This window comes from Novosphingobium sp. AAP83 (assembly GCF_001295795.1).
Lineage (GTDB): Bacteria > Pseudomonadota > Alphaproteobacteria > Sphingomonadales > Sphingomonadaceae > Novosphingobium.
Window position 1 is genome coordinate 171,605 of sequence record NZ_LJHY01000022.1, and the last position, 12,045, is coordinate 183,649.

The window sequence follows — 12,045 nt, forward strand, 5'->3', positions numbered from 1 at the left end:
ATTTGACAGCGGTCAGGGCAGCACTTGGGCCGCTGGGAGCGAAATGCGCGTGAACAGGATTATTGCCGTGGTTGGCGCACTGGCGTTTGCCGCAGTTGTTGTGATGGCATGGATCAAAGGTGGGGCGCAGCCGATGCGATGGATCGAACAACCGGTAAGCGCAGGAGCGACGACGCGATGAATCGCCGGCTTTTCTGGTTAAGTGGTGTGGCGGCGTTAGCTGCCATTTCGGGCACACTGGTGGCGCAAGAATCGCTGCTGCCGCCGGGGTTTGACAACCCGCCTGCGCCTGCGCGGCCTGCGCCGCAAAGATCATCCGCGCCCGCCCGCAACACGACGCCGACGGCAGTCCGTTCGACAACGCCGACCGCTACTGCCCGCTCCCTGACGACTACGCCAGCGGCAGTGGTAGCTTCCGCGCCGTCAAGCGCGCCATCAAGCACATCAACGCCGGTTGTTCAGGCCATCCCTGCGACCAACGCACCACAGGCGGGCGCGGGGGCGATTAGCAACAGCGATGAGGCGCTGCTGAAATCGATTGATCCGGCCCTGCTGGAAAAGCTCATCCAATCGGCCAAACCGAAGTTTGATATTCCCCCATCGGGCCGCCGCAGCCTTGAGATTGTGGGCTTTATCGATCAGGGTGAGGGCGGTTTTCCGGCGGTTTCGACGCATTATCTTAACGGTGCGTTTGTTGAAGGCGTGATCGGCAAGACGCGTGGCCGGTTTGTTTCGCGCTGGGGCCATATTCTGGCCCGCCGCGCGCTTTCCAGCCGTCTGGCGACACCTGTGGGGATGAATGGCGCAGACTGGGCCGCGATGCGCGCGCAATTGCTGCTGCGCATGGGCGAGGCCGATGCGGCCCGCGCAATGGTGCAATCGGTGGATAGCGGCAATTTTACCCGCGCGCTCGAAGATGCGGCGCTGGCAAGCTTTGTCGCAACGTCCGATCCGGTGGGAATCTGCCCGATCACCGCATTGACGGCGGCAGGCAGGCCCGGATGGGAGTGGGATCTTTCGCGCGCGATCTGTTCGTCGTTTTCGGACGAGGGATCATCGGGCATGGCCCAACTGGACCGCGCATTGCGGCGCGGCACCGGCAACAAGATCGACATTCTGCTGGCGCAAAAGTTTGCAGGGGCAGCCTTGAAGGCCCGTCGCGCGGTGAAGATCGAATGGGACGGGGTTGAGGCGCTGACGCCGTGGAGCATCGGCATGTCCTTTGCCACGGGCATCGAACCGCCCGAGAACCTGCGCCAGAGTGCAGGGGCTGCCTATTCGCTGATGGCGGTGCGCGCACCGATGCTGTCTTTGGCATCAAGAGCGGCAGCGGCCGACGTGGCGGCTGCGCGGGGTGTCTTGTCATCACAGGTGATGATCGATCTTTACAGCCAGCTTTATGCGGCGCGCACCGGCGGGGCTGAGGTGAATGAGTGGACGACGCGTTCCGAAACGCTTCGCACGGCTTACTTCGCCAAGGCCGCCGATGATCGCTTTGACGCTATCCGCAAGCTGTGGGGCGATGGCAGCGATGCGGATCGCGCCTATTCCGGATTGGTGCTGACGTCTTATGCCGCAGCGCGGCTTGCCCCTTCCAATGCTATGTCGGACAGCGCTGCGCCGCTGGTCGCTTCGATGTTGACCGCGGGACTGGATCGCAATGCGCTGAAATGGGCGCCTTTCCTTTCGATTGGCAGCGAGGGCTGGGGGCTGGTTGTGCTCGCCAATCCGGCACGTGCTACGCAAGTTAACGCGGAGGGTTTGACCGCTTTTGCCGATAACGATGATTCGGAAGAATCGTTGCGTTCGCAGTTTCTGGTTGCAGGCTTGATGGGCCTCGGGCGGGTTGATCCTGCTGCTGCGCGCAGTTTTGCCGAAAAGATGGAGATCGACCTCAACCGGCAAACGCGTTGGACGCGCGCGATTGATGCCGCTGCCGCATCCGGCAATCCGACACTGGTATCCTTGCTGGCGGCTTTTGGCATGCAGGCCGAACGCTGGGACCGGATGACGCCGCTGCATCTGTACCACATCGTGTCGGCGCTCAGGCAAGTTGGCCTTGAGGCCGAGGCACGGATGATTGCAGCCGAGGCGGTTTCCCGCGTGTGACGTGGTAAAGCCCGCCGCCGAGCCCGAGGTCGAGAGCTTCCTTGCGATGCTGGCGGCGCAGCGCGGAGCGGCGGCCAATACACTGTCGGCCTATCGCCGTGATCTGGCGGGAGCGGCACAGATAATCGGCAAGCTGGTGCAGGCAGGCCGTGAAGACATTGCCAAGCTGGCAACGGCATGGGTGGAGCTTGCGCCATCATCGCTGGCGCGCAAAGCATCGGCGTTGCGCCAGTTTTACGGGTTTCTGCTGGATGAAGGCTTGCGCGAGGATGACCCTTCATCAGCCCTGCCGCGCCCGCGTGCCCGGCGCACTTTGCCAAGGCTGTTGGGCCATGAAGCGGTGGGCGCGCTGTTTTTGACGGCTGAGGCAGACGGTGCAGCGGGCACGCCTGAGGGTTTGCGCATGCTGGCTTTGCTGGAATTGCTTTATGGTTCGGGCCTGCGCGCGACCGAACTGGTATCCTTGCCCATTGCTGCCGTGCCGCGCGATGCACCGTTTCTGACGATCACCGGCAAGGGCGGCGTGCAACGGATGGTGCCGGTATCGGCCCGGTCGGTGAAAGCATTGGCCGATTGGCTGGCGGTGCGAGGTAGGGGCGGGCGATTTGTTTTTCCCAGTCCCAAAGGCGGGCATTTATCACGCGTGCGGCTGTTTCAACTGCTGAAAGACCTGGCGCTGCGGGCAGGGCTTAATCCCGAAACCGTAAGTCCGCATGTGTTACGGCACGCTTTTGCCACGCATTTGTTGGAGGGTGGTGCCGATTTGCGCGTGCTGCAAACCCTGCTGGGCCATGCCGATATTGCGACGACGCAAATCTATACGCATGTGGATTCGGCGCGGCTTGTGGCCTTGGTGAACGAACGGCATCCTTTGGGAAAAGCGGCTAACAGTTGACCGAGCGCCCGCGTGCCCTTAGCGGGAAGCCCATGATTTCTTATCTCGAGTTCGAAAAGCCGGTCGCCGCGCTCGAAGCCCGTATTGCCGAACTGCGCCAGACGGCGCTGGGCGGCGATATTGATATTGGTTCCGAGATCCGCCGCCTTGAAAACAAGTCTGCCGAGCTGTTGGCCAGCACATATCGTGCGCTGACGCCGTGGCAGAAGACGCAAGTGGCACGCCATCCTGCGCGCCCGCACTTCAAGGATTATGTCGAGGCGATCTTTACCGATTTTCTGCCCTTGGGCGGGGACCGGCGGTTTGGCGAGGATCAGGCGATTGTGGGTGGCTTTGCCCAGCTGGGCAACCGGCGGGTGATGCTGATTGGCCATGAAAAGGGCCACGATACGCAAAGCCGCATCCGCCACAACTTTGGCATGGGCAAGCCTGAAGGCTATCGCAAGGCGATCCGCCTGATGGAAATGGCGAGCCGATTCGGCCTGCCGGTGGTGACGCTGGTCGATACATCGGGTGCGTTTCCCGGTGTGGAAGCCGAAGAACGCGGCCAGGCCGAAGCCATCGCCCGGTCGACCGAGGCGTGTCTGGCGCTGGGCGTTCCGATGGTGGCGACGATTGTTGGCGAAGGCGGATCGGGTGGCGCGGTGGCGCTGGCCAGTGCCGAACGCGTGCTGATGTTTGAGCACGCGATCTATTCGGTGATTTCGCCTGAAGGGTGCGCCTCGATTCTTTGGCGCACATCGGAAAAGGCAGCCGATGCCGCCGAAGCGATGAAGGTGACGGCGCAGGATTTGCTGGGCCTTGGCGTGATTGACCGGATCGTGCGTGAGCCTGTGGGCGGCGCGCATCGCGATCCGGCAGCGGCCTGTGCCACGTTGGGCGCTGCAATAACCGAAGAACTGGACGCACTGGCGGGCAAGTCTGCCGATCACTTGCGGCAGTTGCGGGCAGACAGGTTCTTGCGCATCGGTGCTTAACCACTAGCGTTTGGTCTCACTATTTGCGACAAACGGATGATATGTTCGGCACTGGTTAAGGTGCCGGCATTCACCTTCGCTTGCCCGGGTGGGAGAGACCGATGCCAGTAACTATCCGTTTACGTTCAGCAATTCTTTGCGTCACCGCGCTTTCGGCGCTTGCTGTGCCGGTTGTGGCTGGCCGAAATGGCAGCGCTGCAACAGCGCAAGGCGCGATTCAGGCGATCAGCGCGGCGGACCGCAAGCAGGGGGCAGAGGCGCATCCGCAATTGCTTCAGGAATTTGGCGGCGCGATGGCGGGGCCACAGGCCAATTACGTGCAGACCATCGGCAAGAATATCGCCGTGCAATCAGGCCTGAGCAATGCGCGCGGCGATTTTACCGTGACGCTGTTGAATTCGCCGGTGAACAACGCTTTTGCGGTGCCGGGCGGCTATATCTATGTGACGCGGCAACTGGCTGCATTGATGAACAACGAAGCCGAACTGGCGGGCGTACTGGGCCATGAAGTGGGCCATGTGGCCGCGCGCCATTCGGCCAAACGCCAAAGTGCGGCCACCCGCAATTCGGTGATCGGGGCCTTGGGTACACTGCTTTCGGGGGCGTTGCTGGGCAACGGGGCGTTGGGCCAGATCGGGCAGCGGATTTTCTCGACCGGAAGCCAGTTGCTGACGCTGAAGTATTCACGCGGGCAGGAAACCGAATCCGACAATCTTGGTATCACCTATTTGCAGCGCGCCGGATATGATCCCCGTGCGATGGGATCGGTTTTGCAAAGCCTTGCCAACCAGAACACGCTGGATGCCAGCATCAAGGGCACCGCGAATCAGGTTCCGGCATGGGCCAGCACGCACCCTGATCCGGCATCGCGGGTGCGCGCGGCGCTGACGCGGGCGGGAACGGGCGGCGGCATGACCAATCGCGATGCATTTCTGGCAGGGGTCAACGGGCTGGTCTATGGCGATGATCCCGAACAAGGCATTGTCGACGGATCAAAGTTTACCCATCCGGCGCTGCGCTTGGCTTTTGCCGCGCCCAACGGGTTTTATCTGGTGAATGGCACGCGTTCTGTTTCGATTTCGGGGCAGAGCGGGAAGGGGGAGTTTTCAACCGCGCCCTATAACGGAGACCTTTCGGCTTATATCAACACGGTGTTTTCAGGGCTTAGCGAGCAACAGATCCGCCCTGACTCGATCATGACGACGACAGTCAATGGCATCAAGGCGGCCTATGGCGCGACGCGTGCCACCAGCGGCAACGGGCAGGTCGACGTGATCGTGTTTGCCTATGAATGGGCTCCGCAGCAGGCTTTCCACTTCTCGACGATCAGCCAGGCAGGCCAAGCGCCGCAGTTTGATGCGATGTTCCGGTCCATTCGCCGGATCAGCGCGTCTGAGGCATCGGCGGTGCGCCCGCGCAAGCTTTCGGTGGTGACGGTTAAGGCAGGCGATACCGTGCAGAGCATGGCGGGCCGTATGGCCTATACCGACAAGCCGCTGGAGCGGTTTTTGGTGCTGAACGGACTGACGGCCTCCAGCAGGCTGTCAGCCGGGCAGAAGGTCAAGATCGTCGTTTATTGACGCACGAAAAGGGGTTGGCAATCGCTTGCCAACCCCTTTGTTGTAACGGTGGTGGAGCTATTACAGCTTGCCGTCTTGCGCTCTGACCATGTTGGTCGAGATCATGCCGAAGGTTGTGCTGAGCGAGTTGCCCAGCGAACCCATGGCGGTCATTGCGGCAACCGCAACGAGAGCCGCAATAAGGCCGTATTCAATTGCTGTGGCTCCATCTTCATTCTTCAGAACTTTCTGAAAGATTTTCATGATGGAATTCCTGTGTGCAAAGGGTTAATCTGTCTGAGGGGAGGGCCATGCGCGCCCAGCCCCTCAGGAGATCAACTAGCTCTTAGAGCTTGCCATCTTGTGCGTTGGTCATGTTGGTCGAAACCAGACCGAAGGTGGTGCTGAGCGAGTTGCCGAGCGAGCCCATGGCGGTCATTGCAGCAACAGCCACAAGCGCGGCGATCAGGCCGTATTCGATTGCAGTTGCGCCGTCTTCGTTTGCGAACAGGTCACGGAAAAGCTTCATGGGTAGTCTCCTAGAGTGTGTCTTCATCATCCCGGCCTGCTCAAGAAGTTTTCTACCAGAGCAGACGTTGGTAGTGTTACGTGCGCAATTCTAAAAATTGCGTTAAGCCGCTCACAACTTATTTTGCGTGTTTTTGTGAACCATGGTGTAAATGTTATTGAGCGACGGCGTGAATTTGCTGAGGCCGGTGGCTGCTGCCAGACCAATCAGGGCTGCCAGCAGGCCGTATTCAATTGCCGTTGCACCGCATTTATTGAGAATAAGCTTTTGAAATAGGGCCTTCATGACTTTTCCAATATCGCGGTAAAGCAACAATAAGTTACATTACCTAATAAACTATTGATGGACGTTTTGTTGATGAAGGAAGTGCCACCGTTCATGATTGTGGTTGCGTTGGCGATGATATCCCCCGCCGGCCAAGTACTTGTTCAGAAACGATCTCTAGACAAAGCCCACGGCGGATTGTGGGAGTTTCCCGGCGGAAAACTGGAGGCGGGTGAAGCGCCCGAGGCCGCACTTGTCCGTGAAATACGCGAAGAATTGGGCGTCGAGGTTGAAATAGCAGACCTTGCGCCACTTTCCTTTGCGAGCAATGCGCCCGGCCCTGGCCAAAAAGCGGTGCTTTTATTGTTATACACAACAAAGCGCTGGCGCGGCACACCGGTGGCGCTGGAGGCCGGCACGCATGTGGACTGGGTGTCTGCGGCAGAACTCCTTGCTTTGCCTATGCCCCCGCTCGACATACCATTGGCGCAGGCGTTGATTTCGATGATTGAAGGACCGGTCACTGAAGGGGTTGCCAAAGGGAAAAGACCAACCTAAAGGCGCGTCTCCACGCACCCGTAGCTCAGCTGGATAGAGCATCAGACTACGAATCTGAGGGCCGGACGTTCGAATCGTTCCGGGTGCACCACCCCCCTTTCGGGGCGGATGTGGGGAGATGATCGCACACATGTGGGATCGCGTTGAATGGTGGGCACCCGTAGCTCAGCTGGATAGAGCATCAGACTACGAATCTGAGGGCCGGACGTTCGAATCGTTCCGGGTGCACCATTTCCCCCCAATATCATCGCTGTATTCAGGTAAGCGCGAGATCGAACCAGGTCAAAGCCTGGCGGGTTTGGTGAAGCGTTGTCCAAGTGCAGAATGCCCCGCTTGGCCACGGTGGTTGGCGAGCGGATGGAAGGCAAGCCCGGTCAGGGTTGTGCGGGCGGTACTGCGCTGTTGCTGCGCAGACCGGCTGCGGCATCACGATAGGCACGGTCGGTTTCCAGATCGCGAACCGGGATGGAATCGATGCCAGAGAGGACCGAAGTGACCAATGGCACATCACCGCGCCAACGCTGGTTGCGGAAATTGCTTTCAGGATCATAGCGCTGGACATCGGGCAAGAGCAGCGGCGCTTCGAGGCGGCCCATAGCGGCGATCAGCGAGGCGCGCGCAACATATTCGTTGGCCATTGCGCCAACATAACTGGTGCGCACGTTCAGCAGATCGCGCGCGAGATCGAGCACATCCAGCGTGGTGCGGGCGCCTGCCTTTTCCTGGATGACCGCGCCATCATAGGCTTTGCGTGCGGCTTCTGTGGCGCTGCGGAAATGTTCTACGGATTGACCGGCGGCGTGCCAGCTGTTCCAGGCTTCGGCCACGGCCTGACGCGTGTCGCGCAAGGCTGCATCAAGCAGGCGCCAATCAGCGTCATTGGCTTGCTCTGCCGCCTCGATCCTTGCGCGGCGGTTGCCGCCATCGATCAGCGGAATGCCAACGACGATGGCTGAACGCAATTCGGTGGTGCGGCGAGTGTTGGAATAGGGCGTGACCGTGCCATAAGCGCCGCTGCTTTGCATAGTGACGTTGGGGTACTGTTCAGCACGGGCAGCGGCCAATTCGGCGCGTGAGGCTTTCTCGCGCGCACGCGCAGCGCGGATCAGCGGGCTTTCCTCCTCGGCCACGGCATAAGCTTCTTCAAGGGTAGCTACGCCCGGATCAAGCGGCGGCGGCGGGGCGAGGGTGCCTGCAAGCGCGCCAATGCTTTGCAGAAAGCGCGATTGGCTGACGCCGACCGAGCCTTGCGCGTTCAGCACCTGCGCGCGCGCGACGGCAACGCGGGTTTCCACTTGCTGAAGATCGGTCGAGGTGACTTCACGCACGCGGAAACGCGCCGTGTTAGCGGCCAATTGGCGATCCAGCAGGACGAGGTTTTCGGCTGTAATGTCTGCCACAGCGCGATCACGCGCGAGGAACAAATAGTCACGGATCGCCGCGAGCATCGTTTGGGCCTCGGTGAGCCTGAGCTGGTTGCGGCCCAGATCAATCTGCGCGAGCGCGGATTGTTCGGAAGCATAGCGGCGGCCAAAGCTGAATAGGGGTTGCGAGAAAACGAGTGCTGCGGTGGAGGCAAAACCGTCTACGCCGATGAAATTGCCGGTTTGCAACTGGGTGCGATCCCATGCGAACTGATGCCGTCCTTCGAGGCTGACTTGTGGCCCATAAGCCGAACGCGCGCCGGGATAGAGCGCATCGGTTGAGCGCAGGACTCCGCGTTGTGCGAGGAGGGTAGGGTTGCCTTCATAAGCCAGCGCCAAAGCTTCCTCCAGACGCGTGACCGGCTGCGGGGTGGCTTCATTGCGCGCAGATGTGGCATCCTGCGCATAGGCTGTTGAGCATACCGCCATGCACAGGGCAGCCATAACGAGGCGTGCTTTAATCATCGCGGAAAGCCCGGGCGAATTGATCGCGCAGCGGTTTGGTGATGTAGGAGATCATCATGCGATCGCCGGTTTCGATGAACACCTCGGCCGGCATTCCCGGCTTCAGCGCGAGTTCGGGGTTACGCTTCAGATCGGCTTGATCGATGGCAATGCGTGCAGGATAGTAGCTGGTGCGCGCTTCGGGATCGATAGTGCTGTCGGCTGCGACGAACACGACTTTGCCAATGATTTCGGGGGTTGCGGTGTTGCTGAAGGCGGTAAAGCGGATGCGCGCGGTCTGACCATCGCGCACACGGTCAATGTCCATAGGAGCAACCGCGGCTTCGACCAGCAGGGTATCGCTATCGGGGACAATTTCCATGATCACTTCGGCAGGACGAACGACGCCGCCGATCGTGTTGAAGGCCAGCTTGTCGACAACGCCATCATAAGGCGCGCGCACCAGACTGCGGTCTTGCGCATCACCTGCCGATACGCTGCGCACCTGCTGCTGGTTTAGCGTGGCATTGAGCTGGGCGAGTTGCGTTCCGGCTTCGGAACGGCGGGTTTCGCCCAACTGGATGATTTGCTGACGCGCCTCGGTAATACGGGCTTGGGCTTGGGCGATTTCAGCCTGCATCGCGCCGATATTGCCTTCGATATCGGCAGCGGTGCGTTCAAGCTGGTTCAAGCGGCTGATCGTGACAAGATCCTGATCCCACAATTCGCGCACGCCCTTCCGCTCGGGCTCTATCAGCACAGACTGTTTTTCGAGTGAGCGTATCTGCGAGCGCTGTGCGACGATCTGCTGGCTATATTGCGCGATGCGGGCGTTAAGCTGTGCCGCAAGGCCCGCTTGTTCGGATAGGCGGATGCGGAAAAGCTTTTCCTCTTCAGCCATGGCCTTGGCCGCAACAGCACTGCTGCGCGAAAGCTGGGCCGGAAATATGATCGCAGAAGCGCCAAGCCGTTCCGCTTCAAGCCGGGCGCGCTGGGCCAGCATCTGATCGACACTGAGGCTGGAGAACTGCGCATCAGCGCCGGTTACCCGATCATCGAAGCGCATGAGGATTTGGCCTTTCCGCACATGCTGGCCATTGCGCACGAGGATTTCGGCGATCACGCCGCCGTTGGGATGGGCGATGCGTTTGACATGCGATTCAACGCCGACTTGCCCGCTTGAAATGACTGCGCCACCGATGGGCACAAGCATTCCGGCCAGCACGAAGATGGCCAGCAGGACAGCAAAGGCAATCGTGACCGAGCGCAGCTTGCGTTCGACATCGGCATCCGGGTCATAGGCGGGATCTGAGATTGGTTCGAGAGCGGTTGAGCTTTGTTGCATGTCAGACGCCCTTTACCGGAGTGACATTGACCGTGTTGGCCGGAGCCAGTTTGGCAAGCACTTCAAGGGTTGGGCCGAACGCTGCGATCTGTCCATCACGCATGATCATTGCGTGGGTGGTGTGTTGCATGATGCTGGGGCGATGTGAGACGATGACCGCGATCCCGCCACGCTTGCGGATGGCCATGACCGCATGCTCAAGCGCTTCATCGCCTTCGGTATCAAGGTTGGAATTGGGTTCATCCAGCACGATCAGGAACGGATCACCATAGAGCGCGCGGGCAAGCCCGATGCGCTGCCGCTGACCGCCAGGAAGAGTGTCTCCGCCCGGCCCGACGGGGGTGTCATAACCCTGCGGCAGATGCGTGACGAGATCGTGCACGCCAGCATATCGGGCCGCCGCGATCACCGCTGCGGAGACGGATTGCGGATCGCTGTTGCGCCGGGAATCAAAGCGCGAGATGTTTTCGGCTACAGTACCCTCGAGCAGTTCTACCGATTGCGGCAGATAGCCCAAAAAGGGGCCGCGCGCGCTTTCGCTCCATTGATCGAGCGCGCCGCCGTCTAGTCGCACGTGTCCGCGAAGGGCCGGCCATATGCCAACCAGCGCTTTGCCAAGTGTGGATTTTCCCGCCCCACTTGGTCCGATAACGCCGCAGGCATCGCCCGCCTTCAGGGCAAAGCGCGCGCCGTTGACGATGGGCACTTGCGAGCCGGGAGCACCGACGAACAAGGCCTCTACCTCAAGCCGGCCAACCGGCGGGGGAAGGGTAGTGGCAACGCCTGAATTGGCGGGCACTTTTGCGAGCAATTCGGTTAACCGTTGCCAGCCATTGCGGGCGGCAATCATGTTTTTCCAGTTGCCGATGGCCTGATCGACCGGAGCCAATGCGCGGCCCGAAAGGATCGAGGCTGCGAAGATCACGCCGCCGCTAGCCTGATCGTTGATTACCAGAAGCGCACCAACTGTGAGGATGATCGATTGCAGCGCCAGACGCAGGATCTTGCTTAAGCCCGTAAACGCCGTGGCGGTGCGGTTAAGCGCGTTTTGCGTGGCGGTATAACGCTGGTTGATCGCTTCGAACCGTTCCTGCATCCGTTCGCGCATGCCCAACGCCGCCAAAAGTTCGACATGCCGTAAATTGGCATCTGCTGCGCTATTTCGCCGCGCCGCCAATTGCGCGACTTGCGCGGAAGGTTGGTTCATCGTGCGATTGGTGAGGATGGTCAGCGAAAAAATGATCCCGGCCCCGATGAGCGTGGTTACTCCAAGCCAGAAATGGAGGGCAAACAGGACTGCGATGAAGAATATGATCCACGGCAGGTCTATCAGGGTAGCAATCCCGCCCGAGAGGAAGGCCCGAATCTGTTCAAGATCGCGCATCGGGATAAGTCCATCGCCAAGCGAGCGGTTGCCATGGAGCCGAAGTTGCGAGATCGCATCCTGCACACGACGTGACAGGCGCCGGTCAAGCGCATTGGCGACGTCGGCCAGCATGCCCGCGCGCATGGCTTCGAAGTACCCCTGGAACAGGTAGACTGCGCCCAGCAAGATCAGCAAGCCAAACAGCGTAGGCGTGGATCGGCTTGGCAAAACAGAATCGTATACGAGCATCATGTAAAGCGAACCGCCCAGCAGCAGGACGTTAAGAACCGCGCTTGCAACAAACACTGCAATGAAAATGCGTTTATAAGCCGTGACAGCGTCCCACAGTTCGCCACTGCGCATTGGCCGGGTCAAAAACACTGAAATTCCTCTGTTTGGCGTTATCTGATGCCATTACGACAAATATCCAAGCGACGCTGCGGACGTATTTCGATTCGGCTTTATGTAAGTTAATGCTGCTAAACCAGATTGATGCATTTTGCCAAGGCGCTGCCGCTATTCAGGCAAGCAATACATTGGCCCGAAAGATAACAATTCATAGGGCCTGATCAAAC

General features: G+C 60.0%; 12 protein-coding genes and 2 tRNA genes. 8 read left to right on the forward strand and 6 right to left on the reverse strand.

Annotated features, from left to right (window positions below):
* The first annotated feature begins 49 nt into the window (after window positions 1-49).
* The 5 genes from IP81_RS21510 (at window position 50) to IP81_RS12495 (ending at window position 5,561) form a co-directional block, all read left to right on the forward strand.
* Window positions 50-181, forward strand: a complete 132-nt coding sequence (locus IP81_RS21510) for a hypothetical protein (protein WP_255352426.1) — start codon at window positions 50-52, stop codon at window positions 179-181.
* Window positions 178-2,109, forward strand: coding sequence for a hypothetical protein (locus tag IP81_RS12480; RefSeq protein ID WP_054108313.1), 1,932 nt, complete (start codon window positions 178-180; stop codon window positions 2,107-2,109). The genes IP81_RS21510 and IP81_RS12480 overlap by 4 nt, the downstream gene beginning before the upstream one ends.
* 1 nt (window position 2,110) lies before the next feature.
* The gene (locus IP81_RS12485) at window positions 2,111-3,004 is read left to right on the forward strand and encodes a tyrosine recombinase (RefSeq protein WP_255352427.1); all 894 of its coding nucleotides are present in this window, start codon (window positions 2,111-2,113) and stop codon (window positions 3,002-3,004) included.
* A gap of 32 nt (window positions 3,005-3,036) precedes the next feature.
* Window positions 3,037-3,981: an acetyl-CoA carboxylase carboxyltransferase subunit alpha gene (locus tag IP81_RS12490; protein WP_054108314.1), complete on the forward strand. Its 945-nt coding sequence runs from the start codon at window positions 3,037-3,039 to the stop codon at window positions 3,979-3,981.
* A gap of 101 nt (window positions 3,982-4,082) precedes the next feature.
* Entirely contained in the window at window positions 4,083-5,561 is a 1,479-nt protein-coding gene (locus IP81_RS12495; RefSeq protein ID WP_054108315.1) for a M48 family metalloprotease, read from the forward strand.
* Between the two features lie 60 nt (window positions 5,562-5,621).
* On the opposite strand, the gene IP81_RS12500 is transcribed toward IP81_RS12495, so the two are convergent.
* The 3 genes from IP81_RS12500 to IP81_RS19705 form a co-directional block, all read right to left on the reverse strand.
* Window positions 5,622-5,804 carry a Flp family type IVb pilin gene (locus tag IP81_RS12500; RefSeq protein WP_054108316.1) on the reverse strand — a complete coding sequence of 61 codons (183 nt, stop codon included), beginning with the start codon at window positions 5,802-5,804 and terminating at the stop codon, window positions 5,622-5,624.
* Window positions 5,805-5,886: 82 nt separating this feature from the next.
* Complete coding sequence (locus tag IP81_RS12505) at window positions 5,887-6,069, reverse strand: Flp family type IVb pilin (RefSeq protein ID WP_054108317.1); 183 nt, start codon at window positions 6,067-6,069, stop codon at window positions 5,887-5,889.
* A gap of 111 nt (window positions 6,070-6,180) precedes the next feature.
* A complete protein-coding gene (locus IP81_RS19705; RefSeq protein WP_082356138.1) occupies window positions 6,181-6,354 on the reverse strand; it encodes a Flp family type IVb pilin in 174 nt (57 codons plus the stop codon).
* A 72-nt stretch (window positions 6,355-6,426) separates the two neighbouring features.
* Between IP81_RS19705 and IP81_RS12510 the strand changes: the two genes are divergently transcribed.
* From IP81_RS12510 to IP81_RS12520, 3 genes are all read left to right on the forward strand, one after another.
* Window positions 6,427-6,891: a (deoxy)nucleoside triphosphate pyrophosphohydrolase gene (locus IP81_RS12510; protein WP_054108548.1), complete on the forward strand. Its 465-nt coding sequence runs from the start codon at window positions 6,427-6,429 to the stop codon at window positions 6,889-6,891.
* A gap of 14 nt (window positions 6,892-6,905) precedes the next feature.
* Window positions 6,906-6,982: transfer RNA gene (locus tag IP81_RS12515), tRNA-Arg, on the forward strand.
* A 63-nt stretch (window positions 6,983-7,045) separates the two neighbouring features.
* A tRNA-Arg gene (locus tag IP81_RS12520) sits at window positions 7,046-7,122 on the forward strand.
* A gap of 143 nt (window positions 7,123-7,265) precedes the next feature.
* Here IP81_RS12520 and IP81_RS12525 read toward each other — a convergent pair.
* The 3 genes from IP81_RS12525 to IP81_RS12535 are packed head-to-tail and all read right to left on the reverse strand — an operon-like array spanning window position 7,266 to window position 11,851.
* Window positions 7,266-8,780: a TolC family protein gene (locus IP81_RS12525; RefSeq protein ID WP_082356139.1), complete on the reverse strand. Its 1,515-nt coding sequence runs from the start codon at window positions 8,778-8,780 to the stop codon at window positions 7,266-7,268.
* A complete protein-coding gene (locus IP81_RS12530; RefSeq protein WP_054108319.1) occupies window positions 8,773-10,104 on the reverse strand; it encodes an HlyD family type I secretion periplasmic adaptor subunit in 1,332 nt (443 codons plus the stop codon). The genes IP81_RS12525 and IP81_RS12530 overlap by 8 nt, the downstream gene beginning before the upstream one ends.
* Window position 10,105: 1 nt before the next feature.
* Window positions 10,106-11,851 (reverse strand): type I secretion system permease/ATPase, encoded by a 1,746-nt coding sequence (locus tag IP81_RS12535; protein WP_197274614.1) that lies wholly within the window; start codon window positions 11,849-11,851, stop codon window positions 10,106-10,108.
* Window positions 11,852-12,045 lie beyond the last annotated feature (194 nt).